Consider the following 24,571-nt stretch of genomic DNA (forward strand, 5'->3'; position numbering starts at 1 on the left):
TAATAGTTATTTATGTTTTTGTGCTGAATCTTTAATACAATCTTTAATTAAATAAAATTTTTTGATTAAGCAGCATTCAGGCTCTTCGTATTCATGTATATATGAATCTAATAAATCTTTTATTTGATTAAACTTTTGTTCATCATAAAAATATATAGAATCTAACTTATTAGATATAGAATTGAACAATAAGAACCTTTTTTTAAAATATTCATTCTTCATTATATTACAAACACTCCTTAAATCAATCTTTTACAATCTACATTCAGAGTATTTGCTAAAAAATAAAATTTAAAACATGTAAAATAAAATTTTATTTTTCGACATCAAATAGTACTGTTAATATCATTTTAAATCTCTCTATTGCTAGTAAAGAATGATTTATATTAGCAGGCATAACTATAGTTTCACCTTTTTTAACTTTAAAGCTTTCTTCACCTATTGTAATCATAGCCTCTCCATCTAAAATAGATACCATGGCATCGCCTTCAGATTTATGGGTACTTATTTCTTCATCTTTATCAAAAGCAAATAAAGTTATATTTACATACTTATTTTGACTCAAAGTCTTACTAATAACAGTTCCCTTCTGGTATTCAACTAGTGATGTTGTATCAATTGGTTTTGAAAAATCTATGTTTTTTATAAAATGCTTATTCATTTTATTTCCCCTTTCCATTATAAAATTTATTTTTATTATTTACATTATAAAATAAAGGTTGTATCTATTAAGTAACATATGTTACTTTTGTGTTGTTAATTTTTATGTTTTTTAAACTTATATTATTATCTTTTACTAATCGTCCATTTCTTATTAAAATATTTTTTATTTATTTTTAAAATGAATATCTATTATTTTTTCAGCTAGCCTTTTTTGCGCATTTGCCTGTGCAACTAGCATTATTACAATTAAAAATAACTGTGATAAATCTTGGTTCTCTTTTTCGATATCATTCGTTTTTTCCTTTATAGATCTTATATTTGAAGATATAAAATTTTCAAAATCTTGAGTCTCGTTATCTTTTAATTCTAAAAAAATTGAATATATATCATCTAAAGACAGTACATCATCTTCTGTATTTGTCATATCTTTAAGTATAGGCTCAAATAATAGTTTTATATCATCTAAAGATAATACTTGTTTTAGATAATATACCAAAATCATTAGTATTATATGTTGTTTGCTATATTTTTTATTATTAGATGGCATTAACAATCCTTGTTTTGTATAATTATTAATCATTGTTTTGGTTAATATTTTATCATAATCATTTCTTTTTAAATTCGACAATCTTTCATCTATAAAATTTGTCACTTGGTCCATATACAAATTTAAATCGGGTATATCTTTTAGTTCTACTTTATCTCCTAAACATAATTCTTTTATGAGTTTAATTAATTCAGTTTCATCTATCATTTAAATCACCTCTCTTATATAATATAGTATTCAAAACTATATATCAACATATGTATATGAAATTCAAAAAGTTTTATTATTAAAAAAAATCTAATTATAGATTAATAATCCCAAATTATTAATCTCAATTAGATTTTTTTATTTATAGGTAAATTATATAATTTTCTGTTACTAACATTCACATTCTTCTATTTCAATACTATACTTTCCGCATTTAATACATACTATAATGCTGATTATATAACTATTATCTACAATTCTATTTTTCAACATTTTATTAAAAGATGTATTTGCATATTCTTCAGAGATATTACTCATTACATATTTATTATTTTTAGTAAATGCATAAAAATAATATTCAAGAAATTTGAAGTATTTAGATTTTTCTGCTACTCCATTTAAGCAATTTTGGCAAGCTTGATCGTAATAACTTACATCAAATTCTATATTCTTTTGCTGTTTTAATAAATGGATTATTTCTTCATGAGTAAGTCCAAGGGGTAAATTGTTTTTAATATTTTCATAATCTAGACAATTAGAAATATCTATACTGTATAGATTTTCATCAAATTTGAATGTATATTTTCCCATATTTTAACTCCTTTAAATCAATAATATGTTAAGTATCTCATATAAGTAACTGATTATCAATATATATCAATTATAACTTTAAGCTAAGTTATCTATAGCAATATGATATTTAGGATCTTCTATTATATTAACCTCTAGTATTTTTTCTGCATCCTTAATAAATTGATAGCATTCTACACTTAAATGTTTCAAATGAAGCGTTTTTCCTTCTGATTTATATTTTTCTGTTAATGCATTTATACTTTCAATTCCAGAATGATCAAATACTCTTGCATTTGCAAAATCTATAATAACATCTTCAGGATCATTTTTTATATCAAATGAGTCAGAAAAATTTCTAGCAGAAGCAAAGAATACAGCCCCTCGTATTTTATAAACTTTCGACCCACATGTATCTATATATGAATCTACATCTATTCTTTTCCCTTTTTCCCATGCAAAGACAAGTGATGATACAATTACTCCTAATCCAACAGCAATAGCTAGATCTGTAAATACAGTAACTACAGAAACTAATATTATAACAAAAGCATCTGATTTTGGGATATTTCTCATTATTTCAAAGCTAGACCATTCGAATGTAGCAATTACTACCATGAACATTACTCCTGTTAGTGCAGCCATTGGAATTCTTTCGATTAAACTTGATCCAAATAGTATAAATCCTAGTAAGAATAAAGAAGCTGATATACCTGATAATCTATTTCTACCACCCGATTTTATATTTATCATACTTTGACCTATCATTGCACAGCCACCCATTCCACCGAAGAACCCAGTTATTATGTTAGCTATTCCTTGTCCAACACATTCTTTGTTGCCTCTACCTCTAGTTTGTGTAATTTCATCTATAAGAGTTAATGTCATAAGTGATTCTATTAGTCCTATAGATGCAAGGATTAATGCATATGGAAATATTATTTCTATAGTTTCAATATTTAAAGGTATATTAGGTACATGGAACTTTGGTAAAACACCACCTACATGAGCTATATCGCCTACGGTTTTAACCTCTATTCCCAATACATTAACTATTAATGAAACAAACACTATTCCTGCCAATGGCGCTGGTATTATTTTAGTAATCTTAGGTATAATATATATGATTGCCATAGTTAAAACTACTAATCCTACCATTAAAATCAATTCTTTACCTTGCATCCAATACATATTTCCACTTTCATCAATAAATTTAAATTGATTAAATTGAGCTATACCTATAACCATAGCTAATCCATTTACAAAGCCTATCATTACAGTGTGAGGTATAAACCTTACAAATTTACCCAACTTACATAATCCTACAAGTATTTGTATAATTCCCATTAAAACTACTGTTATAAATAAATATTCTACTCCATGTTCACTCACAAGATCAACTATAACCACAGCTAAAGCACCAGTAGCTCCTGATATCATTCCCGGTCTTCCTCCGAAAATAGAAGTTATAAAACCTACTATAAATGCTGCGTATAACCCAGTTAATGGTTGAACTCCGGCAACAAATGCAAATGCTATAGCTTCTGGTACAAGTGCTAATGCTACTGTAAGTCCCGATAGTACTTCGTCTTTTAAATTGATTGTTTTATTGTTTTTCAAAGATACACCCTCCTTCTATTTTTTGTCGCAAAAATTAATAATATCATGCTTTTTAAATTAAATCTATAACAAAGATTTAAATTTAATTTTTCCGAATCTTCAAATACGGATTTTATATTCTTAAAATTTAGATTTATAAAATTACATTAATATATATTTGAAAATACATAAATTTTGTATTCCAAAAAAACTCACTCTATTATATAATTTTAATTGTGTTATTTTTTAAAACTTTACTAAAGGAGATTTTATAATGAGTATATTAACTGTAAGAAATTTAAGTCATGGTTTTGGAGATAGAGCTATATTTAACAATGTATCATTCAGACTTTTACCAGGAGAGCATATAGCACTTATAGGTGCAAATGGAGAAGGTAAATCTACTTTCATGAATATAATAACAAGCAAAATAGAGCCAGATGAAGGTAAAATAGAATGGGCAAAACGTGTAAGAGTTGGTTATTTAGATCAACATACGTATTTGGAAAAAGGAAGGACTATAAGAGATGTATTAAAAGATGCATTTAAGTATCTTTTTGACTTAGAAGCAGAAATCAATTCAACATATGATAAAATGGGTGAAGCAACACCAGAAGAGCTAGAAGATATGCTTGAAAATGTAGGCACTATTCAAGATATATTAACTAATAATGATTTTTATGTTATAGATGCAAAAATTGAAGAGGTTGCAAAAGGTTTAGGTCTTACAGAAATAGGATTAGATAAAGATGTAAACGATTTAAGTGGAGGTCAAAGAGCAAAAATATTACTTGCAAAATTATTATTAGAAAAACCAGATATTTTATTATTAGATGAGCCTACTAATCATTTAGATGAGCAGCACATAGAATGGTTGAAAAGATATTTACAAAACTATGAAAACGCTTTTATACTTATATCTCATGATATACCATTTATAAACAGCGTTATCAATCTAATATATCATATGGAAAACCAAGAACTCAATCGTTATGTGGGAGATTATGATAATTTCATCCAAATATATGAAGCTAAAAAACGCCAACTTGAGGCAGAATATAAAAGACAGCAACAAGAAATAGCTGAACTTGAAGATTTTGTAGCTAGAAATAAAGCTAGAATTTCAACAAGAAATATGGCTATGTCTAGACAAAAAAAATTAGATAAGATGGATAGAATTGAATTACCACAAGAACGTGTAAAACCAGAATTCAATTTTAAACAAGCTAAAGCTTCTGGTAGATTGATATTCGAAACCAAAAATTTTGTAATTGGATATGAGGAACCATTAACAAGACCTCTTAATATCAAAATGGAAAGAGGAGAAAAAATAGCTTTAGTAGGTGCTAATGGAATTGGTAAAACAACTTTGTTAAAAAGTATATTAGGACTGATACAACCTCTATCCGGAACTGTAGAACTTGGATACGAGCAAAATATAGGTTATTTTGAACAAGAAATAAAAGATGGCAACAATAATACATGTATAGAAGAGGTTTGGCAAAAATTCCCTTCACTTACTCAGTATGAAGTTCGTGCAGCACTTGCTAAATGTGGTCTTACTACAAAACATATAGAAAGTAAAGTTAAAGTTTTAAGTGGTGGAGAACAAGCAAAAGTAAGACTTTGTAAGCTTATCAATACTAACACTAATATATTGTTGTTAGACGAGCCTACAAACCATCTTGATGTAGAAGCTAAAGAAGAGCTTAAAAGAGCTTTAAAAGAATTCAAAGGAAGTATACTGCTTATATGCCACGAACCTGATTTTTATAGAGATATTGTAACTGATGTATGGAATTGTGAAGATTGGACTACTAAGATAGTTTAATATATAATAAAAAAATCCGCTTAAGCGGATTTTTTTATTATATATTTTTAGCAATTTCAATTGCTTTATCATAATCTGGATGATTAGTTACTTCAGATACATATTCTACATGTTTTACTACATTATTTTCATCTAAAACAACAATTCCTCTGGCTAATAATCTAAGTTCTTCAATTACAAATCCATAGTTCAGCCCAAATGATAAATCTTTATAGTCTGATACGGTTATAGATTGTTCTATTCCCTTATTTGCACAAAATCTACTTTGAGCAAATGGTAAATCTACACTTATAGTTATTATTGATGTATTTTTTAATTCAGATGCTTCTTCATTAAATCTTATTGTCTGAAGTTCGCATACACCTGTATCTATAGATGGAACTACGCTTATAATTTTAACTTTAGATTTTATATCACTTAATTCAAATGGAGTCAAATCATTATTAAAAGCTGTAAAATTAAATCCTTTATCTCCAATTTTAATTTCATTTCCTACAAGTGTCATAGGGTTTGAACCCATAGTTATAATTCCTGTTCTTTTATTCATAATTAATAAAACCTCCTAAATTTTTATTTCATATTATATAGTTACCCTACAATTATTAATATAAACATACTATTATTAATGTTATTAAAAAAGAGAGCCATTAGAATCGATTCTAAGGCTCTCTTTTTTTAATAAGATTTTATTTCTGTCCAAACTCTATCGTATTCTGTTGTGAATTCGCCTAAATCAATAAATACTTCTCCATTTTCAAGAACATCACCTTTAGGATATGCTAATTCATTTTCTCTAACTTCTTCAGATAAAAGTTTTATAGCTTCTTTATTAGGTGTTGAATATCCAACATATTCTGCACATTTAGCAGAAACATCTGGTCTCATCATGTAATCTATAAATAACTCAGCTTCTTTTTTATGTTTACTAGTAACAGGTATGGCCATACCATCGAACCATAAATTAGTTCCTTCTTTTGGAATAGCATATGCTAAATCAGGATTTTCTTCTATCAGCATCATTGCATCTCCAGACCAAGTAAGAGCCATGGCACCTTCTCCTGCAATCATCATATCTTTATATGTGTCAACTTCATAAGCTTTTACTAAACTCTTTTGTTCCATTAAAGCTTTTTTTGCACTTTCTAGTTCATCTAAATTTCTGGTATTTAAAGAATATCCTAATTTTTTAAGAGTAATACCAATAGTATCTCTAGAACTATTAAGCATTAAAATATCTCCTTTATATTTAGCATCCCACAATGCATTCCAGCTATCTATTTTAGTATCGACTTTTTTAGTATTATAAACGATTCCCATAGTTCCCCAAAAATATGGAACAGAATATTTATTTTCTTTGTCATAATCTAAATTTTTAAATTCTTCACCTATATTTTGAAAATTGCTTAAGTTGTTCATATTCAATTCTTGTAATAGATTTTGATTTCTCATAGCTTCTATCATATACTCAGATGGAAATATTACATCATAATCTGTTCCACCTGCTTGTATTTTTGCAAGCATTTCTTCATTGTTTCCATATTCCTCATAATTAACTTTTATTCCATACTCTTTTTCAAAATCTTTTAATACTTGAGGGTCTATATAATCTCCCCAGTTGTATACATTTAATTTGTTGTAATATCCGTCTTTTGTTAATCCATCTTTTCCTGAACATCCAGAAAGAGCAAAAACTAAAGTGAGGCAGATTAAAAAGCTAAATATTTTTTTCAATAAAAGCACTCCTTTTTATTTAGATTTTTTTGTTCTTTTTTCTATTATTAATAATAATATTAATACACCTAAAAACATCAATGTAGATAATGCATTAATTTTAGGACTTACACCTCTTTTTGTCATAGAATATATTTTTATAGACAATGTACTTACGCCTGAACCTGTTGTGAAAAAGCTGACTATAAAATCATCTAGCGATAATGTAAACGCAAATAAAGCTCCAGTTACAATTCCAGGTACTATTTCAGGAAGTACCACTTTAAAAAAAGCGTATAATGGTGAAGCTCCTAAATCAAGCGCAGCTTCCTCAAGATGAGGATTTAGTTGTTTTAGCTTAGGTAATACAGATAAAACAACATAAGGTATCGTAAATGATATATGAGCTATTAAAATAGTGGTCAATCCCAACGTCATTTTTAACCATGTAAATAGGGCAAGTAGAGAAACGCCTATAACTATATCAGGATTAACAACAGGTATATAAGTTATATTTAAAAAAGCAGTTTTGCTCCTAGGTCTCATTTTATTTATTGCAAGAGCAGTAATAGTTCCTATTATAGTGGCTATTACTGAAGCTAATGCAGCAATTATAAATGTATAATATAGAGATTCCATTATAGATGTATCATTAAATAACTCTTTATACCATCTTAAAGTAAATCCATTCCAATTTCCTCTATATTTAGAATCATTAAATGAATACATTATAAGAAGGAATATAGGTAGGTATAAAAATAAATATATCAACAATGAATAAGATTTTTTTATAATATTTTTTACCATAATTTCCCTCCGTCTTCTCTGTCTTTATTTCCTAAGATTTTCATACTTATAATTATTATAAACATCATAATCATAGAAATAGCTGAACCAAATTGCCAATTTCTAGCTACTAAAAATTGGTTTTGAATAAGATTTCCAAGAAGTATAGACTGCCCGCCTCCCAATAAGTCTGATATTACAAAAGTACTTACGCAAGGCATAAATACCATGGTTATTCCAGATACAACTCCGGGAAGGCTAAGTGGAAAAATAACTTTTTTAAATGTATAAAAAGTTGTTGCACCCAAATCGGATGATGCTTCTATTAAGCTATGCTCAATTTTAGATAAAACTGAATATATAGGAAGTACCATAAATGGTAAAAAATTATATACCATGCCTAATAAAACTGCAGTATCCGTATAAAGCAGTTTTAAAGGAGTGTCTATTATATTAAGAAACATTAAAAGTTGATTTATAATACCTTGTTCTCTTAATATTCCCATCCAAGCATAAGTCCTCAACAAAGTATTAGTCCAAAGTGGTAATACAAATAATAACATCATAAGGTTTCTTTTTTTAATATCTGATCTAGATAGTATATAAGCCATAGGATATCCTAATATAAAACATATAAGTGTACTTTTTAGTGCAAGCATCAAAGAGTTTATAAGTACATTTATATATATAGGCTCCATAAATTTTATATAATTTTCTAATGTAAAAGTATAAACTATTTGACCATAAGTAGATCTTGAACAAAAACTATATACTCCGATTAATAACAGTGGAACAATTGTGAATATGATTGCCCATATTCCATAAGGGATAGAAAGGCATTTTTTTTTCATATCTATCCTCTCCTTTTCATTACATGGATTGAATCTGGTTCTATAACAAGTCCCACATTATCTCCGATTTTTGACATATGTATGGTGTGCACCATCCAATTTATATTTTTTTCATCATTTACTATTATTTCGTAATGCACTCCTTTAAATACAACGGTTTTTACTGTTCCCTTAAGCATTCCATGTTCTATATCTGTTATTTGTATATCTTCTGGTCTTACTACTACATCAACTTCCTCATTTTTATCAAAACCTTTATCTAAACATTTAAATACAGTATCCTTTATATTCACTTTATAATCATCAATCATAATAGCTTCTATAATATTACTTTCCCCAATAAAGTCTGCCACAAACCTATTTTTAGGTTCATTATATATATCTTCAGGTAATCCTATTTGCTGAATTTCACCTTCACTCATTACAACGATTCTATCCGACATAGTAAGAGCTTCTTCTTGATCATGTGTTACATATATAAAAGTTATGCCTAATTGCTGTTGCATGTTTTTAAGTTCTAGTTGCATTTCTTTTCTCAGTTTTAAATCTAGTGCTCCAAGAGGTTCATCTAAAAGAAGTACCTTAGGTTCGCATACTAAAGCTCTAGCTATTGCTATTCTTTGTTGTTGACCTCCGCTTAGCGAATCAATGCTTCTATTTTGAAAACCTTCTAAATTTACAAGTTTAAGCATGCGTTTTACTTTTTTATCTATTTCGTCTTTACTTAGTTTTTTGATTTTTAATCCAAAGGCTATATTTTCAAAAATATTCATATGTGGAAATAATGCATATTTTTGGAATACAGTATTTATTTGTCTTTTATATGGAGGGACATTGTTTATTTTATCTCCTTCAAAATAAACCTCTCCGTGGGTTTCATTTTCGAAACCTCCTATTATTCTCAATGTTGTCGTTTTACCACAACCGCTAGGCCCTAATAAAGTTACAAATTCTTTAGGTTGTATGCTTAAATTTATATCATGAAGAACCTCTTTATCTTCATATCTTTTATTGATATTTTTAAGTTCTATTATGTTCTTATTCAACAATAAACTCCTCCTTAACTCTAAAGTAAGCATTACTCAATTTATATATTGTCTCATATTTATTCATAGTAAACTTTTTGTTTCCTAAAAATAAACTCAGGTTATAATTTTAAAACTTTTGTTAAGTTTTGTCAACCTAAATTAGGAATAATATCTAGATATTATTCCTAATTTATCATTTAAAAAGTATATAAAAATATCATAAAAATGAAATTTTTATCGCAATTATTTTCTGTGAACTCTGAAAATTGAATAAATTCGTCTTTTTTAAGTTTGTTTTTTTTGAATAAAATTCAGAATTTTATTTCTTTTATCTTTTTCATTGTTAAGGAAACTGTTTTCATGTTATAATCATGTCGAAATAGGAATGATTATATTTATATAATAACTTTATTTAAAAGAGGAGGAAATTTTTATGAAAAAATTAGGTTTATTACCTAAACTTATCATCGCTATCATCCTAGGTATCGGTGTAGGTTCTATCCATAATGAGTTTTTAGTAAAACTATTAGCTACATTCAATGGAATATTTGGTAACTTTTTAGGATTTGCGATTCCACTTATAATAATAGGTTTCGTAGCTCCAGGTATTGGTGATTTAGGTAAAGGAGCTGGAAAAATACTTGGTATTACAGCAGGAATAGCTTATATTTCTACAGTGGTAGCTGGTTCTTTAGCATTTTTTACCAATAGCATTGTGTTCCCTTACTTATTAACTCCTGGTAGCATGAATTTAGTTAATGCGGATAATCCAGAACATTCTTTAGTAAAAGGATTTTTCCAAGTAGATATGCCACCTATAATGGGTGTTATGACTGCACTTTTAATTGCATTTACTTTAGGTTTAGGTATTGCAGCAACTGAAGGCGATACTATAAAGAAATTTATGAAGGAATTCCAAGGAATTGTTGAAGGTTTAATATCTAATATAGTCATTCCTTTATTACCTTTCCATATAGCAGGTATATTTGCTAATATGACATATGCTGGTCAAGTAGCTACTATAATGTCTGTATTTGCAAAAGTATTTGCTCTTATACTACTTTTACATTTTACTATGATAATTGTACAATATTTTATAGCTGGTACATTAGCTGGAGCAAATCCATTTGTTTTAGTTAAAAATATGATTCCAGCTTATTTTACAGCTATAGGAACTCAATCTTCAGCTGCTAGTATACCTGTTACACTTGAACAAACTAAGAAAAATGGAGTTAATGATGGTGTTGCTGAATTCGTTGTTCCTCTTTGTGCAACTATACATTTATCAGGAAGTACAATAACTCTTGTAAGTTGTTCTATGGCAGTTATGATGTTAAATGGAATGACAGTTACTTTTAACTCTATATTTGGGTTTATATTAATGTTAGGTGTTACTATGGTTGCAGCCCCTGGAGTTCCTGGGGGAGCTGTTATGGCTGCACTTGGTCTTTTGAAGACTATGCTTGGTTTTGATCAAACTTTAATATCTTTAATGATAGCACTATATCTTGCTCAAGATAGTTTCGGAACTGCTTGTAATGTAACCGGTGATGGAGCTATAGCTATCATGGTTAACAAAATATCAGGTTATAAACTTTCTAAAAATAAGAATAAGCAAGCAGCTTAGACAAGCAAAAAAAGTAGTTATTAAATTTTAATAACTACTTTTTTTTATACTTACTTTTTCAAGGGTTTAGGTCCAAAGTATTGATATAGATCACTTCTTAACATACCATTATATAATTTTCTCTTTTTATTAGCTTTTCTTCCAAATTCATTTTCAAATTCATTATACGCCGTTATTATGTAAAATGACCATGTATCCAATTTATTAAAAGGAAGAGATATTTCTTTGTATAATTTTTTTACACTTTCTTTATCCTCTAATCTTTCTCCATATGGAGGATTAGTAATTACAAATCCATACTCATATTCACTTTCTAAATCTCTAGCATCCTGTTTTTTGAACTCAATGTACTTGTCGACATCTGCAAGCCTAGCGTTTTCTTTTGCTATTTCAAGAACATCATCATCTATGTCATATCCATATATTTTAAAATTAATATCAGTTTTCATCATATCAAAAGCTTCTTTTCTAGCTTTCCACCATAGTTTTTTATCTAACAAACTCCAATTTTCTGATAAAAATTCTCTATTAAGTCCTGGAGCCATATTAAGACCCATCATTGCTGCTTCTATTAAAATAGTTCCCGAACCACAAAATGGATCTACTAATACTCTATCTTGTTTCCAAGGGGTCAATGAGACAAGAGCAGCAGCTAAAGTTTCCCTAATAGGTGCTTTACTAGCCTTTTCTCTATATCCTCTTTTATGAAGAGCTTGACCACATGTATCTATTGATATAGTAACTTTATCCTTATGTATAAATACATATATAGGATACTTTTCATCACTATTTTCATCAAACCAATTAACTTTATATTCTTGTTTTAAATTTTCAACTATAGCTTTTTTTACTATAGATTGTATATCTGAAGTACTATACAATTTAGATTTTATAGAAGAAGCTTTTGCCACTGGAAAAACAGCATCTTTTTTTATGTATTTATACCAAGGTAATTTTTTAGTATTTTGAAATAGTTCTTCAAAGCTCCTAGCTTCAAATTCGCCAACTTTTAATAATACTCTTTCTGCTGTTCTAAGCCATAAATTCGATTTACAAATACCGTAAATATCTGTTTTAAAAGTAACCCTTCCATCTTCTACATTCTGTATTTCACAACCTAAATTTTCAATTTCTCTTTTAAGTATTTTTTCAACTCCAAAGAAGCATGGTGCTATTAAAGTTACATCTTTCATTATATTCCTCCTGCTGTATATATTATTATATATAATTACCAACTAATTGTATCATATACTATATATGAATATCTATTTAATTTTACAAGATTTCATTCATACTTCCTGTTCTATATCCCAAAAGATCTATAGTTACATAGTTAAATCCTAAAGACTTTAGATACTCACAAACCTTATTTGATAATCCAGATTCTAAAAATTTTAAAATCTCATCTTGTTTTAATTCTATTCTTGCTATTTCTCCATGATGCCTAACTCTAAACTGTTTAAATCCTAATCCACAAATAAATTCTTCGCTTTTCTCTATCATATTAAGTTTTTGCTGAGTTATTTTATGATTATAAGGAATTCTAGATGCAAGACATGCAAAAGATGGTTTATTCCAAGTCGGTATATTTAACATCTTGGATAAGTCTCTAATCTCCTGTTTTGTAAGACCAGCTTCTTTTAAAGGGCTTATTATTCCTAATTCTTTTAAAGCCCTCATACCCGGTCTAAAATCGCTTAAATCGTCAACATTACTTCCATCAGCTATATTAATTATGTTATTTTCATTAGAAACCTTTATTATTTTTGTAAAGATATCTTTTTTGCAAAAATAACATCTTTCTGGAACATTGTCTATAAATTCTTTAATATTTATATCATTTATATTTAGAACAATGTGTTTAACATTTATTTTATTAGCATACTCTATAGATTCTTTAATTTCTTTATTAGTGTGAATAAATGCATTCACCGTTACGGCCAATACCTTTTCGTTTAAGACATCTTGTGCTACTTTTAAAAGAAAAGTACTGTCAACCCCTCCTGAAAAGGCTACAGTTAAATTGCTTAATTTCCTCAGATTATTTTTTAAGATTTCTAATTTTTCAATTGCTGTCAAAATTCTTCCTCCTCGTTTATGTATTGTTTGTTATATATTTTTAATTTTATCATATTAATTTGTTTTGTAAAATATTATTGCTTTTATATTCTACTAGGAATACATTGTGACTATATTTTCTATTGCATAAAAAAAGTGTAGATGTATTTGAAATCATCTACACTTTTTTTATGTATTTATCCTAATATTATTTTTATTATAAACAACAATGAGATTAAGTATAATAAAGGTGCTATTTGCTTTTGTTTTCCGTTTAGTAGTTTTAGTATAACATAACTTAATATTCCAAATACAATCCCCTCAGATATACTATATGTAAGTGGCATCATTATTATAGTTAAAAAAGCAGGAATTGCTTCAGTTAAATCATCAAAGTCTATCTCTTTTACAGGAGATATCATAAACAGTCCAACAAGCATTAATGCAGGAGCTGTTGCAGCCGAAGGTATCATTATAAATAAGGGAGACAGAAACAATGCTATTACAAACATAATAGCTGTAGATAAAGCTGTAAGACCAGTTCTTCCTCCGTCAGCAACTCCAGCTGCGCTTTCTACAAAAGTTGATACGGTACTTGTTCCAAACATAGCTCCTACAGTCGTACCTATAGCATCAGCTAACAAGGCTTGCTTTGCATTAGGTACATTTCCTTTTTCATCTAACATATCTGCTTTTGTAGCAACTCCTACTAATGTTCCAACAGTATCGAATAAATCTACAAATAAAAATGTAAACAATACAATAATCATATCTACAGAAAATATATTATTCCACTCAAATTTAAATAGTATAGGAGACAAAGACGGCGGTGTACTAAAAATTTTGAATCCTTCTGGTACAACAGTTTCTCCTATAGGAATACCTATTATTGTAGTAATCACTATACCAATTAATAAAGCCCCTTTAATATTTTTAGATAATAAAAATCCTGTTATAATTAATCCTATTAAAGCAAGTAAAGCTGAACCAGACGATATGTCTCCTATAGCTACTGGAAGTCCATCTAACTGTCCTTGATCATTTATAAATTTACCACTAATAACTATACCTGAGTTTACAAGACCTAAGAAGGCTATAAATAGCCCTATTCCAACAGAAACAGCTTTTTTCAATTGTATAGGTATAGAATTTAAAATTGCTTCTCTAATATTAAAAAATGTAAGTATCAAAAATATAATACCTTCTAAAAATACAGCCGTAAGTGCAAATTCCCATGAATATCCCATAGTTAAAACTACTGTAAACGCAAAAAAAGCATTTGGACCCATAGCAGGAGCCAAAGCAAATGGTAGGTTTGCATGAAATGCCATTATAAGAGTTGCAATAATAGACGATAGAGCTGTTGCTGTAAATAAAGCTCCAAAATCCATTCCAGTAGCAGATAATATGCCCGGATTTACTATTAATATATATGCCATTGTCATAAAAGTTGTAATACCTGCTATTATTTCAGTTTTTATATTAGTATTATTTTCACTTAATTTAAATATCCTCTCAATATTTGATTTAGATACAACATCGCTTGTCTTTTGCATCATTCTTCCTCCTCTTAATACAACTAATTATCTTTTTTTTACGAACTATAAATTAATTAATTTATAGTTCGTTCGCATATAGATAATAATAGATTTTTTGACTTTAGTCAATACTTTTTTTAATTAACTTCACTGTTTTGTAATAATAAATCGGTATATTTACCAATTTAGCAAATACTTAATAAAAACAAGGCTATCAATTGATAGCCTTATTTTTACATAAGTATTTGCTTACACTATTATCATATTCTTTGATTATTTTGTTTATTATGGGATTATTGGCAGAATCTAAATTGTATTTTTCTATATTTCTAATGGGCAAAACATCAACAGAAGTACCTGTCATAAATGCACCATCTAAGCAATATATATCATTTTCATTTATGCAAATTTCTTTTATTTTTATATCTAATCTTTTGCATATATCAACTACTATATTTCTAGTAACTCCTAATAATACGTTTTGAGGCGGAGCAGTGTATATAAACTCTCCTTTAATAAAAAACATATTTGATCTACTTCCCTCTGTTATTAGACCTTCTTTATTTACAAGCAAAGCTTCAAAAGCATTTTTGACCTTGAGTTCATTGTTTATTTTTTCTCTCAATTCGTTATTTCCCACTTTAGCATTTGGCTTTTCTCTTTCAGAATGATATATTATTGTACTTATACCCATTTCATACATCTGTTCATCTGGATAATAACTTTTTATACAAAATATCATTGACTTTTGTTCTTCTTTATCCAAGTCGCAAAATATTAATTTTATATTAATATCCTTACAATTATTCTTGCCTATTAGGATATTTATATCTTGCACTATTCTCAACTTAGATGCATTGAGTTTAAATCCAAGTATTTCAGCAGATTTAAACAGCCTTTCAAGATGTTGTTCTAAAAATAAAATTTTCCCATTTATTACTCTTACTACTTCATATATACTTGCATTACTATTTTCTGAAAAATTCATCTGTTTTTCTACATTATTTATTACACCATTTAAAATATAGTATTTTCCTTCAATTTGTATCATTTTAAACACCTCTTACAAAAATTTATTATAATCGAAACTACTAAACAGATATTTTAATTATACACTAATTACTATAATTAAAATTATCATTTTTAAAGATAATAATTACATTAATTTCCTTCGACTTTTTTCGACATTTATATTATATTTATATTATGTGGAAATTACATAAAATTAAAGGAGGAATAATATGAAAAAAATAATAATATCTAGTATATTAAGTTTGGGAATTGCGTTCAACCCCTTACATATTGATGTAACTAATGCCTATACTCAAATCAATAGTTCCTTATTACTTAAAGTAGGAATAAAAAGTCAAAATGTTATGGTTTTGCAACGCAACTTAAAAGAATTGGGATATTTTCATACTAACCCTACAGGTTATTATGGAAGCATAACAAAAAAATCAGTTTTAAATTTTCAAAGAGATAACAACTTACTAGCAGATGGTATAGCTGGAAAAAATACCATAAAAAAAATAAACTCATTAGATAATAAAACTAGTCCCTCTGTAACAAGAGGACAATCAACGTCCTCATCTGATTGGTCATGGTTTTCAAAAATTCAGTATGCAATACCTAGAGATTCTACATTTAACATACTAGATATCTATTCTGGTAACTCTTTTAAAGCCAAGAGAACATATGGTACTAATCATATAGATGCAGAAACCATAAGTGGATATGACACATCTATATTCAAAAATATATTCGGAGGAAACTGGTCTTGGAGTAAGCGCCCTGTTATAGTTACCTATAACGGAATATCACTACCAGCATCTATGGCTGGTATGCCTCACGCAGGAAATGATAATGCACCTGCAACAGCTTACACTACTTGGAGAAGTGATGACTATGGTCCTGGAACTAACTTAGATGCAATCAAAAACAATGGCATGCACGGAGTATTTGATATACATTTTTTAGGAAGTAAAACTCATAGTAGTAACAGGATAGATAATGTACATCAGCAAAACATAAAAATTGCTCAAAACTATATAGGCAAATAAATAAAATCCGGTATTTTTTCTATACCGGATTTTATTTATTAAAATATAAACTGAGCTATTTTACCACCAATTATAACCCCTAAAATCCCCATTAACCCTGCAAAAACAGGAGGTGCCGGTAAAGGTAATTTTAATTTTTGACATATAGCTCCTAACACTACTCCTGCCGAAGTTGCTTTTAATGATATTATTAAGTCCTCCATTACTTAAACCTCCCTCTTTATTTACAATCTTGTATTTTTTTTATTATAAATGCACCAAACCAAACCCCAAATATTCCCATGAAAGCTTGTATATTAGGCGGTGCTGGTAGTGGGAATTTTAAAATTGTAAATATAATTCCTGTTATAATTCCTGTTAATAAAGATAATATTACTACTTTAATATCATTCATTTATATCATCCTTTCATAAAATAACTTTAATTTTATTAATTAGTATATTTCAATATCTATAATATTTGTATAAATTAAAGATTTAAAATGAAACTTAAATTCATATTATATGTTACCGATTCCATATTAATTATATATTTTTTTATAATATTTTTCAATATTAAATATTTTTTTTATTTATATTATATAGAATATTTCATATATAGCTGTTGACTATATATACTTAATTCCTTTAATATCTGTATAAAATAAAAGACTTAATCTTTAGCTTCAAATACAGCATAGATTAAGTCTTTTATTTTATATTTAAATATTTATAATTTTTTATTCAGGTAACAATATAAACCTTAATATAAACAATATAGATAATATATACATTATAGGATGAACTTCCTTATGTTTTCCTGTACCTAATTTCATTATAGGATAAAATATTACACCAGCTGCGATACCATTTGCTATGCTATAAGTAAATGGCATGATAACTATTGTAAAAAAAGCAGGTATTGCTTCTGTTAAATCTGAAAAATCAACTTCTTTTATAGATTCTATCATTAGTACACCTATTATTATTAGTGCGGGAGATGTTGCCTGTGATGGTACTATACCTACAATACCACCTAAAAATAATGAACATAAAAATAAAATTCCTACAACCATGGATGTTAGTCCTGTTCTTCCACCTTCTGCTATTCCAGCAGTAGACTCTATATATGTAGCTGTAGTAGTACCTCCAAATATAGAACTAATAGTTGTTGCTATTGCATCTGCTAAAAGTGCCTTTTTCATATTCTTAATGCTTCCGTCCTCTTGAATCATATCAGCCTTTTGAGCTGTTCCTACTAGAGTACCTATTGTATCGAATAAGTCCACTAGACTAAACGTTAGTACTACCATTATTATACTTGTAATAGTGCCTATAACTCCTGCTCCACTAGTATTTAATAACCCCTTAAAATCCATAGCCATAAAAGTATGTGATACTGACGGTGGGGCTGTTATTAACTTTAATCCCTCTATATTCGTAATTCCCATAGGTATACCTATTATAGTTGTAAATATTATAGATATCAACATAGCCCCTTTTACATTCTTAGCCATCAATATTCCCATTATTATTATTCCTACTAAAGTCAATATTACTGCTTTATCTGTAAAATTTCCAAATTTAATCAAAGTGCCTGGATCTGAGACTACAATACCTCCTCCTTTTAAACCTATTAAGGTTATAAAAAGACCAATTCCTGAGGTTATTGCAGTTTTTATGTTATTAGGAAGAGATTCTACAATCTTTTCTCTAATAGATGTTGCTGTTATTATAATGAATAATATTCCAGATATCATAACTGCTGCTAATCCTTGTTGCCATGTATATCCTAGATTTAAGCATACACTAAATGAAAAAAATGCTGTTAATCCTATTCCAGGTGCTACTGCAAATGGAAGATTAGCATATAGAGCCATTATTAGAGTTCCAATTGCAGATACTATACAAGTTCCTGTAAAAGCAGATCCTATTACAGGATCATTTAGTATAGATAGCATAGCAGCTTCATCTCCTCTTAAGCCTGGGGCATTCATACCTGAAAACTTTAAAAGATTTGGGATTACTAAAAGAGCATAAGCCATAGTCATAAAAGTCGTAAATCCAGCTAAAATTTCTGTTTTAATATTTGTCTTATTTTCCCTTAGTCCGAAAAATTCGTCTAATATATTAGTGTTTTTTTGAACTGTAGATTTCATATATTGTCATCTCCTTCTCATATACCTCCATAAAAAAACCACAATTGGATTATGAGATAATCCAATTGTGGTTTTTTTATAACATTAAAGCTGATAATTTGTAATCTGAAGCTAGCTTTTTATTAGGATCACCCATAGAGAGATAGATTTACGGTATCTCGTAGAAACTTCTGAGCCATATTATCAGAATTATACGGACGGCATATTTTTAATTTTTATATTCAAAGATATTAACATTTTATTTTTATAAAGTCAATAATAAATCTAAAATAATAAAATTATCTATTTTTTGAATATTCCAAAAGGTTTACCAACAGGAAGAAATATTCTCCCAAAATGAAGATTTAAAACAGAAGCAGCAGAACCATAGAATGATACTATTGAAACAAGTATTTCTGAAATTGCAGCAATTCCATGAGCAAGTTCAGGCATTATCCCAAATGTACTTAAAGTTAATCCTATAAACAAGAAATCTATCAATACGAATATTATAAATAAAACTTTATGTGTTTCCATAGCTCCTATAGTCATAAATAAAGTAAATATTAAATATCCTAAAAAAGCAAATCCAAGTTGCTTGACATCCGCTCCAGCTGCTAATTTTTCTCCAAATACTCCATTTTGAATAAGCCACGAAGCTCCAACTCCAAACCAGAAAAACGCATAGCCTCCAAAAGCAGTTGTTCCAAAAACATTTCCTTTTTTTGAATCGTTAATACAAGCAAATAATTGCGCAAATGCTCCTAAAAATATTGCCCAAGGTATTATAAATGATACTCCTTGCGTAAGACCCAACTTTTGAGATGATGCTACAAGAGTCACCATAGCTAATCCAAATAATCCCAATGCCGAAGGATCTGCATTACTAATTTTTACAATTTTTGTTTCATTAGTATTCATAAAAACCTCCTAAAAATAATAAAATATACTATAAATTTCGTAATATTATATTATCACAAATTTTTACGTTTTAAAACATTTTAATTATTTTTTCATTATTTTACACCTCTATAATAAATAGTATATAATACATTATATACTATTTATTATAGAGGTGATTTTATTGAATAAACTATCTAAACTTTTACAATATAATAAACATATATCTATTGAGATTATTTCTGAAGAAAAAAAATTGAATATTTTCGATAAAAATGAAATTATTAAAAGCATAGACTTTCCATTTAATGACTTAAAGGAGCATTCTGACTATATATACAATCTAATAATCTTAATAGATAACATTAATTTATATATACCTAAAATTTATATAAAAAATTCTCATTAAACCATCAAATCTAATCATATGGTGAATAAGCTCTGATATCTAGACTGTTTCCAATTAAATATAATATGACTTTTTATTAGAAATAAAAAGTCATATTATATTTATAATTTATACATTAATCTTCCGCAATTTTCGCATTCAATAATTTCATTATTATCGAGTTTACTAATTTTATTCATAAAAAGTTCTACATTGCACCCTCTACAAATATCTTTTTCAACTTTAACTAAAGGATTTTTATATTTAATCTTAATATTATCATATTTAATCAAATCATCGCTATTTACTTTACTTCTTAATTTTTCTATCTCCTCTAAATTAATATATAATTTATTTCTATATTCATTTAGTTTTTCATTTATTTTTCGATTTGAATTTTCAATAATTTCTTTTAATTCTATAGATTTAATTTTACATTTTTCTATTTTGTTATTTAATATCTCCATTTTTTCCATATTACCAATTAAATCTTGCTCAACTATTTCTTTTGATTCTTCTAAATGTATTTCTTTATTTTTTATATTCTCAAGAAGTTTTATATCTTTTATTAATCCACTATATAAATCTTTATTTATCTTTTTTAATTCATCTTCCTTATTTTTTAATTTCTTTTCTAATAGTATATTTGTCTTTTTTAGATTCTCTAATTCTTTTATGCACCTTTCTTCAAGATTATTTATTTTTGATAATTTAGTTTTCATCTCTAATAATTTTGGATACTTTTCAATATATGTTATCTTATTTTTAATTTTATCTGCTAAATTGTATTGTTGATCCAATTTTATAATTTCATTCATAATAATACCTCCGTTTAACTATAATTATTTTTATATTAAAATAAGGAATAGACAAAACTATTCCTTATATTGTAATAAATGGATTTATATTAGATTTTGATTTTAATATTTCAATATTTTCAAACTTATTTTGTAAATATTGTACAACTATATCCGAAAATATATTCTCACTTCCAAAATGACCCGCATCTATAAGCTTTATACCTAATTCCAAAGCATTTTGAGCATCATGATATTTTACATCTCCGGTAATTAAGACATCAGCTCCCATATTATGGGCCTTATTTATAAATTCAGATCCAGATCCACTTACTATTGCTATTTTATTTACATATTCTTCTAAATTTCCTGTAACCTTTAAATCTTTTATATTTAATGATTCTTTTACACATTCTGCTAATTCCTTAAATTTAATATTATTTTCTAGATTTCCAATTCGTCCAAGTCCATATTGTTTGCCTACATTTTTCAATTCATATATATCATATGCAACCTCTTCATAGGGATGTGCTTTTATTATATTATTTATAGCATCACTTAAGTTACTTTCTTCACATATACTTTCTATTTTTACCTCTTCTACAGTCTCTATTTCGTTTTTTACTCCTATATAAGGATTAGATTTATTTAAAGGTTTAAATCTCCCTAGACCATTAAAAGTAAACGAGCAATCACTATAATTTCCTATATTGCCACACCCCATATCTACCATAGCTTTTCTTATACATTCCTGATGAGATAACGGAGCATATACTGATATTTTATATAGTTTTTGATTATATGTAGTATCTAAAACAAGAACATCCCTTAAATCTAATCGTTTGACTATTTCATCATTAAGTCCATCATAAGCTATATCAAAATTAGTATGTGCTGAATATAAACTTATATTATTTTTTATTAATTTATATATATCGTTTCCTTTTGTTGTAGATGTATTTATTTTTTTTAATCCTTTAAATATAAACGGATGATGAGTTATTATTAAATTTACATTTTTTTCTACAGCTTCATCTATAACTGCTTGAGTAGCTTCTAATGTAACAAGAATTTTTGTTACTTTAGACATTTCATCTCCTACAATTAAACCCACATTATCCCAATTATAAGACAGTGATTTAGGATATTTATTCTCAAATATTTTAATTATATCTTTAATGTACATGATTTCTCAACTCCTCAAGCTTTTGGATTTTAGATTTACACTCATATATTCTAGATTCTATTTTTTCACCTGCTTTTCCTTCTAATTTTCCAATTATATTATAATATTCTTTTATTTTTTTGTCTATAAATTCTAAAAGCAAACAATCTTTATTTCTTAAAAGTCCTTTTCCAACTTCATAATAAATTTCCTCTTCTTGTTCTTTTTCTTGTTCTTTAGAAATTTCTCTATCATCATATTTAACTACCATTATTTCATAGATTCTAAAGTCTTCTTTAACTAGAATTTCCTCTTCAATAACAAATCCATTTTCATGTAAATATCTTCTAAGTTCAGCTGATGCTTGCATTGGTTGCAATATCATCTTATCTAATTTTTTTGCTATCTCAAACTCAGTTTCTATTAATTGACTTATTAAAACCCCTCCCATACCTGCTATTACTACTTCATCTACTTCTCCTACCGTTAATACACTAAGTCCGCTTCCCAATCTCAGTTCTATTCTATGTTCTAAATTATTTAAAGAAATTTCTTTTTTTGCATTATTTAATGGTCCTTTATTAACGTCAGCTGCTATAGCATATTTTATTTTATTTTTTTTTATTAAATATACAGGTATATAACCATGATCTGTACCTATATCTGCTATCCTTGCATCGTCACTAACCAAATTAGCCACTGCTTCTAATCTTGGAGTTAATTTCATTTTTTTTACACTTCCTTTTTTGAATTAAAATAAATATTTTTTAAATAATAATAATGAGGTGATTTAATATGAAAAGAAAAATAATCCCACCAAAAAAACTATTAAAATATAAATGGGGTGGTACCACTTTTGAATGGGCTGAAGAAGCCAAAGAAATAAATGCTCAAATACAAGATGCTCAAGAAGAAAATATATCTAAAGATAAATTGAAGAAAGAAATAGAATACGGAAATATGACGCAATATTGGAATTAGAAAAAAATTCGCCTTATAGGCGAATTTTTTAATCTAAATAATCTTTTAATTTTTTAGATCTGCTTGGATGTCTTAACTTTCTTAATGCTTTTGCTTCTATTTGTCTAATTCTTTCTCTGGTTACATCAAATTCTCTACCTACTTCCTCAAGAGTTCGAGCTCTTCCATCTGCAAGTCCAAATCTTAATTTTAGAACTTTTTGTTCCCTTTCATTTAACGATCCTAAAACTTCTTCAATTTGCTCTTTTAAAAGAGAATACGCCGCAGCTTCTGCAGGTGCAGGTGCATCTTCATCTGGTATAAAATCACCAAGGTGACTGTCTTCCTCTTCTCCAATAGGAGTTTCTAAAGATACTGGTTCTTGTGCTATCTTTAATATTTCTCTTATCTTATCTTCTGGTATATCCATTTCTTTTGCTATTTCTTCAGGTTTTGGTTCTCTACCTAACTCTTGGAGTAATTGTCTTGATACTCTTATAAGTTTATTTATTGTTTCAACCATATGAACAGGTATTCTGATAGTTCTAGCTTGATCTGCTATAGCGCGAGTTATTGCTTGTCTTATCCACCAAGTTGCATAAGTACTAAACTTATAACCCTTACTATAATCAAATTTTTCAACGGCCTTAATTAGACCCAAGTTTCCTTCTTGAATTAAATCAAGAAATAGCATTCCTCTTCCTACGTACCTTTTAGCTATACTTACAACTAATCTAAGATTGGCTTCAACTAACCTTTTTTTAGCTATTTCATCGCCTTGTTCCATTCTTTTAGCAAGTTCTATTTCTTCTTGAGCCGAAAGAAGAGGTATTTTGCCAATTTCTTTCAAATACATTCTAACTGGATCATCTATACTTATACCTTTAGGTAAAGATAAGTCTATACTTTCAAAATCAAATTCTTCATCGTCACTGTCATCTTCATCTTTTTCTACTTTTATACTCTCTTTTTTGTTTTTTTCTTCTAATACTTCAATTCCCATTTGACCTAATGTTTCGTATAAATTTTCAACTTGATCCTTATCTAGTTGCACTTCTCCTAAAACTTCCATTATTTCACTATATGTTAAAGAGCCTTGTTTCTTTCCTTTGTCCATTAGTTCTTTTACAGATTGTCTTTGTTCTTTACTTATTTTTTTTGCCATTCTAT

The 24,571-nt window shown here is 27.7% G+C and carries 26 protein-coding genes and 1 riboswitch; of the genes, 4 read left to right on the forward strand and 22 right to left on the reverse strand.

The annotated features are described in order from the left end of the window. Positions 1 to 6: 6 nt before the first annotated feature. The 5 genes from Tmeso_RS05780 to Tmeso_RS05800 all read right to left on the reverse strand — a co-directional run bounded on the left by Tmeso_RS05780 (position 7) and on the right by Tmeso_RS05800 (position 3,607). Positions 7 to 222 carry a hypothetical protein gene (locus tag Tmeso_RS05780; protein WP_099189155.1) on the reverse strand — a complete coding sequence of 72 codons (216 nt, stop codon included), beginning with the start codon at positions 220 to 222 and terminating at the stop codon, positions 7 to 9. A gap of 91 nt (positions 223 to 313) precedes the next feature. Next, entirely contained in the window at positions 314 to 661 is a 348-nt protein-coding gene (locus tag Tmeso_RS05785; protein ID WP_099189156.1) for a cupin domain-containing protein, read from the reverse strand. Positions 662 to 826: 165 nt separating this feature from the next. Continuing rightward, positions 827 to 1,417 (reverse strand): DUF1836 domain-containing protein, encoded by a 591-nt coding sequence (locus tag Tmeso_RS05790; RefSeq protein ID WP_187296244.1) that lies wholly within the window; start codon positions 1,415 to 1,417, stop codon positions 827 to 829. Positions 1,418 to 1,588: 171 nt separating this feature from the next. After that, positions 1,589 to 2,008, reverse strand: coding sequence for a DUF3785 family protein (locus Tmeso_RS05795; protein WP_099189158.1), 420 nt, complete (start codon positions 2,006 to 2,008; stop codon positions 1,589 to 1,591). 78 nt (positions 2,009 to 2,086) lie between these two features. Beyond that, positions 2,087 to 3,607, reverse strand: coding sequence for a SulP family inorganic anion transporter (locus tag Tmeso_RS05800; protein WP_099189160.1), 1,521 nt, complete (start codon positions 3,605 to 3,607; stop codon positions 2,087 to 2,089). A 253-nt stretch (positions 3,608 to 3,860) separates the two neighbouring features. Here Tmeso_RS05800 and Tmeso_RS05805 point away from each other — a divergent pair, with 253 nt between their 5' ends. Continuing rightward, positions 3,861 to 5,417 (forward strand): ABC-F family ATP-binding cassette domain-containing protein, encoded by a 1,557-nt coding sequence (locus tag Tmeso_RS05805; protein ID WP_099189162.1) that lies wholly within the window; start codon positions 3,861 to 3,863, stop codon positions 5,415 to 5,417. Positions 5,418 to 5,454: 37 nt separating this feature from the next. On the opposite strand, the gene tpx is transcribed toward Tmeso_RS05805, so the two are convergent. The 5 genes from tpx to potA form a co-directional block, all read right to left on the reverse strand. Continuing rightward, positions 5,455 to 5,964 (reverse strand): thiol peroxidase, encoded by a 510-nt coding sequence (tpx, locus tag Tmeso_RS05810; RefSeq protein ID WP_099189164.1) that lies wholly within the window; start codon positions 5,962 to 5,964, stop codon positions 5,455 to 5,457. Between the two features lie 128 nt (positions 5,965 to 6,092). After that, on the reverse strand, positions 6,093 to 7,148 hold the full coding sequence (locus tag Tmeso_RS05815) for an ABC transporter substrate-binding protein (protein ID WP_099189166.1): 1,056 nt from the start codon (positions 7,146 to 7,148) through the stop codon (positions 6,093 to 6,095). Positions 7,149 to 7,163: 15 nt separating this feature from the next. Then, on the reverse strand, positions 7,164 to 7,934 hold the full coding sequence (locus Tmeso_RS05820) for an ABC transporter permease (RefSeq protein WP_099189167.1): 771 nt from the start codon (positions 7,932 to 7,934) through the stop codon (positions 7,164 to 7,166). Beyond that, positions 7,928 to 8,764 (reverse strand): ABC transporter permease, encoded by an 837-nt coding sequence (locus tag Tmeso_RS05825; protein ID WP_099189169.1) that lies wholly within the window; start codon positions 8,762 to 8,764, stop codon positions 7,928 to 7,930. The genes Tmeso_RS05820 and Tmeso_RS05825 overlap by 7 nt, the downstream gene beginning before the upstream one ends. A gap of 2 nt (positions 8,765 to 8,766) precedes the next feature. Further along, a complete protein-coding gene (potA, locus tag Tmeso_RS05830) occupies positions 8,767 to 9,810 on the reverse strand; it encodes a spermidine/putrescine ABC transporter ATP-binding protein (protein WP_099189171.1) in 1,044 nt (347 codons plus the stop codon). 415 nt (positions 9,811 to 10,225) lie between these two features. On the opposite strand from potA, the gene Tmeso_RS05835 reads away from it, so the two are divergent. Continuing rightward, a complete protein-coding gene (locus Tmeso_RS05835; RefSeq protein WP_099189173.1) occupies positions 10,226 to 11,419 on the forward strand; it encodes a dicarboxylate/amino acid:cation symporter in 1,194 nt (397 codons plus the stop codon). 50 nt (positions 11,420 to 11,469) lie between these two features. Here the strand turns inward: Tmeso_RS05835 and Tmeso_RS05840 are convergent, their stop codons facing one another. From Tmeso_RS05840 to Tmeso_RS05855, 4 genes are all read right to left on the reverse strand, one after another. Continuing rightward, on the reverse strand, positions 11,470 to 12,612 hold the full coding sequence (locus Tmeso_RS05840; RefSeq protein ID WP_099189175.1) for a THUMP domain-containing class I SAM-dependent RNA methyltransferase: 1,143 nt from the start codon (positions 12,610 to 12,612) through the stop codon (positions 11,470 to 11,472). A gap of 82 nt (positions 12,613 to 12,694) precedes the next feature. After that, entirely contained in the window at positions 12,695 to 13,498 is an 804-nt protein-coding gene (gene larE / locus Tmeso_RS05845; RefSeq protein ID WP_099189177.1) for an ATP-dependent sacrificial sulfur transferase LarE, read from the reverse strand. A 176-nt stretch (positions 13,499 to 13,674) separates the two neighbouring features. Further along, the gene (locus Tmeso_RS05850) at positions 13,675 to 15,033 is read right to left on the reverse strand and encodes an NCS2 family permease (protein WP_330400306.1); all 1,359 of its coding nucleotides are present in this window, start codon (positions 15,031 to 15,033) and stop codon (positions 13,675 to 13,677) included. 196 nt (positions 15,034 to 15,229) lie between these two features. Next, positions 15,230 to 16,066, reverse strand: coding sequence for an aminotransferase class IV (locus Tmeso_RS05855; RefSeq protein ID WP_099189178.1), 837 nt, complete (start codon positions 16,064 to 16,066; stop codon positions 15,230 to 15,232). A gap of 190 nt (positions 16,067 to 16,256) precedes the next feature. Here Tmeso_RS05855 and Tmeso_RS05860 point away from each other — a divergent pair, with 190 nt between their 5' ends. Then, a complete protein-coding gene (locus Tmeso_RS05860; RefSeq protein WP_099189180.1) occupies positions 16,257 to 17,075 on the forward strand; it encodes a peptidoglycan-binding domain-containing protein in 819 nt (272 codons plus the stop codon). 38 nt (positions 17,076 to 17,113) lie between these two features. Here Tmeso_RS05860 and Tmeso_RS05865 read toward each other — a convergent pair whose 3' ends face one another. The 7 genes from Tmeso_RS05865 to Tmeso_RS05900 form a co-directional block, all read right to left on the reverse strand. After that, complete coding sequence (locus tag Tmeso_RS05865; protein ID WP_099189182.1) at positions 17,114 to 17,278, reverse strand: XapX domain-containing protein; 165 nt, start codon at positions 17,276 to 17,278, stop codon at positions 17,114 to 17,116. A gap of 17 nt (positions 17,279 to 17,295) precedes the next feature. After that, complete coding sequence (locus tag Tmeso_RS05870) at positions 17,296 to 17,469, reverse strand: DUF1427 family protein (protein WP_099189183.1); 174 nt, start codon at positions 17,467 to 17,469, stop codon at positions 17,296 to 17,298. A gap of 324 nt (positions 17,470 to 17,793) precedes the next feature. Continuing rightward, on the reverse strand, positions 17,794 to 19,212 hold the full coding sequence (locus Tmeso_RS05875) for an NCS2 family permease (protein ID WP_099189185.1): 1,419 nt from the start codon (positions 19,210 to 19,212) through the stop codon (positions 17,794 to 17,796). Positions 19,213 to 19,327: 115 nt separating this feature from the next. Then, positions 19,328 to 19,429: riboswitch (purine riboswitch) on the reverse strand. Positions 19,430 to 19,494: 65 nt separating this feature from the next. Then, a complete protein-coding gene (locus Tmeso_RS05880; protein ID WP_099189187.1) occupies positions 19,495 to 20,112 on the reverse strand; it encodes an acetate uptake transporter in 618 nt (205 codons plus the stop codon). A gap of 489 nt (positions 20,113 to 20,601) precedes the next feature. After that, entirely contained in the window at positions 20,602 to 21,297 is a 696-nt protein-coding gene (locus tag Tmeso_RS05890; RefSeq protein ID WP_099189191.1) for a hypothetical protein, read from the reverse strand. Between the two features lie 64 nt (positions 21,298 to 21,361). Then, positions 21,362 to 22,462 (reverse strand): Nif3-like dinuclear metal center hexameric protein, encoded by a 1,101-nt coding sequence (locus Tmeso_RS05895; protein ID WP_099189193.1) that lies wholly within the window; start codon positions 22,460 to 22,462, stop codon positions 21,362 to 21,364. Further along, positions 22,452 to 23,168, reverse strand: coding sequence for a tRNA (adenine(22)-N(1))-methyltransferase (locus Tmeso_RS05900; RefSeq protein ID WP_099189194.1), 717 nt, complete (start codon positions 23,166 to 23,168; stop codon positions 22,452 to 22,454). The genes Tmeso_RS05895 and Tmeso_RS05900 overlap by 11 nt, the downstream gene beginning before the upstream one ends. Positions 23,169 to 23,236: 68 nt before the next feature. Here Tmeso_RS05900 and Tmeso_RS05905 point away from each other — a divergent pair, with 68 nt between their 5' ends. Next, positions 23,237 to 23,422, forward strand: a complete 186-nt coding sequence (locus tag Tmeso_RS05905) for a hypothetical protein (RefSeq protein WP_099189196.1) — start codon at positions 23,237 to 23,239, stop codon at positions 23,420 to 23,422. Positions 23,423 to 23,450: 28 nt separating this feature from the next. Here the strand turns inward: Tmeso_RS05905 and rpoD are convergent, their stop codons facing one another. Further along, positions 23,451 to 24,566, reverse strand: coding sequence for an RNA polymerase sigma factor RpoD (gene rpoD / locus Tmeso_RS05910; protein WP_099189198.1), 1,116 nt, complete (start codon positions 24,564 to 24,566; stop codon positions 23,451 to 23,453). Positions 24,567 to 24,571 lie beyond the last annotated feature (5 nt).

It is taken from the genome of Tepidibacter mesophilus, assembly GCF_002724055.1.
Lineage (GTDB): Bacteria > Bacillota > Clostridia > Peptostreptococcales > Peptostreptococcaceae > Tepidibacter_A > Tepidibacter_A mesophilus.

What these genes read in the sequence shown, in the direction of transcription:
- Tmeso_RS05780 (WP_099189155.1), bottom strand. Translation starts at nt 222, where the DNA reads ATGAAGAATGAATATTTTAAAAAAAGGTTCTTATTGTTCAATTCTATA.
- Tmeso_RS05785 (WP_099189156.1), bottom strand. Translation starts at nt 661, where the DNA reads ATGAATAAGCATTTTATAAAAAACATAGATTTTTCAAAACCAATTGAT.
- Tmeso_RS05790 (WP_187296244.1), bottom strand. Translation starts at nt 1,417, where the DNA reads ATGATAGATGAAACTGAATTAATTAAACTCATAAAAGAATTATGTTTA.
- Tmeso_RS05795 (WP_099189158.1), bottom strand. Translation starts at nt 2,008, where the DNA reads ATGGGAAAATATACATTCAAATTTGATGAAAATCTATACAGTATAGAT.
- Tmeso_RS05805 (WP_099189162.1), top strand. Translation starts at nt 3,861, where the DNA reads ATGAGTATATTAACTGTAAGAAATTTAAGTCATGGTTTTGGAGATAGA.
- tpx (WP_099189164.1), bottom strand. Translation starts at nt 5,964, where the DNA reads ATGAATAAAAGAACAGGAATTATAACTATGGGTTCAAACCCTATGACA.
- Tmeso_RS05820 (WP_099189167.1), bottom strand. Translation starts at nt 7,934, where the DNA reads ATGGTAAAAAATATTATAAAAAAATCTTATTCATTGTTGATATATTTA.
- Tmeso_RS05825 (WP_099189169.1), bottom strand. Translation starts at nt 8,764, where the DNA reads ATGAAAAAAAAATGCCTTTCTATCCCTTATGGAATATGGGCAATCATA.
- Tmeso_RS05835 (WP_099189173.1), top strand. Translation starts at nt 10,226, where the DNA reads ATGAAAAAATTAGGTTTATTACCTAAACTTATCATCGCTATCATCCTA.
- Tmeso_RS05840 (WP_099189175.1), bottom strand. Translation starts at nt 12,612, where the DNA reads ATGAAAGATGTAACTTTAATAGCACCATGCTTCTTTGGAGTTGAAAAA.
- Tmeso_RS05850 (WP_330400306.1), bottom strand. Translation starts at nt 15,033, where the DNA reads ATGCAAAAGACAAGCGATGTTGTATCTAAATCAAATATTGAGAGGATA.
- Tmeso_RS05855 (WP_099189178.1), bottom strand. Translation starts at nt 16,066, where the DNA reads ATGATACAAATTGAAGGAAAATACTATATTTTAAATGGTGTAATAAAT.
- Tmeso_RS05860 (WP_099189180.1), top strand. Translation starts at nt 16,257, where the DNA reads ATGAAAAAAATAATAATATCTAGTATATTAAGTTTGGGAATTGCGTTC.
- Tmeso_RS05865 (WP_099189182.1), bottom strand. Translation starts at nt 17,278, where the DNA reads ATGGAGGACTTAATAATATCATTAAAAGCAACTTCGGCAGGAGTAGTG.
- Tmeso_RS05870 (WP_099189183.1), bottom strand. Translation starts at nt 17,469, where the DNA reads ATGAATGATATTAAAGTAGTAATATTATCTTTATTAACAGGAATTATA.
- Tmeso_RS05875 (WP_099189185.1), bottom strand. Translation starts at nt 19,212, where the DNA reads ATGAAATCTACAGTTCAAAAAAACACTAATATATTAGACGAATTTTTC.
- Tmeso_RS05880 (WP_099189187.1), bottom strand. Translation starts at nt 20,112, where the DNA reads ATGAATACTAATGAAACAAAAATTGTAAAAATTAGTAATGCAGATCCT.
- Tmeso_RS05890 (WP_099189191.1), bottom strand. Translation starts at nt 21,297, where the DNA reads ATGAATGAAATTATAAAATTGGATCAACAATACAATTTAGCAGATAAA.
- Tmeso_RS05895 (WP_099189193.1), bottom strand. Translation starts at nt 22,462, where the DNA reads ATGTACATTAAAGATATAATTAAAATATTTGAGAATAAATATCCTAAA.
- Tmeso_RS05900 (WP_099189194.1), bottom strand. Translation starts at nt 23,168, where the DNA reads ATGAAATTAACTCCAAGATTAGAAGCAGTGGCTAATTTGGTTAGTGAC.
- Tmeso_RS05905 (WP_099189196.1), top strand. Translation starts at nt 23,237, where the DNA reads ATGAAAAGAAAAATAATCCCACCAAAAAAACTATTAAAATATAAATGG.
- rpoD (WP_099189198.1), bottom strand. Translation starts at nt 24,566, where the DNA reads ATGGCAAAAAAAATAAGTAAAGAACAAAGACAATCTGTAAAAGAACTA.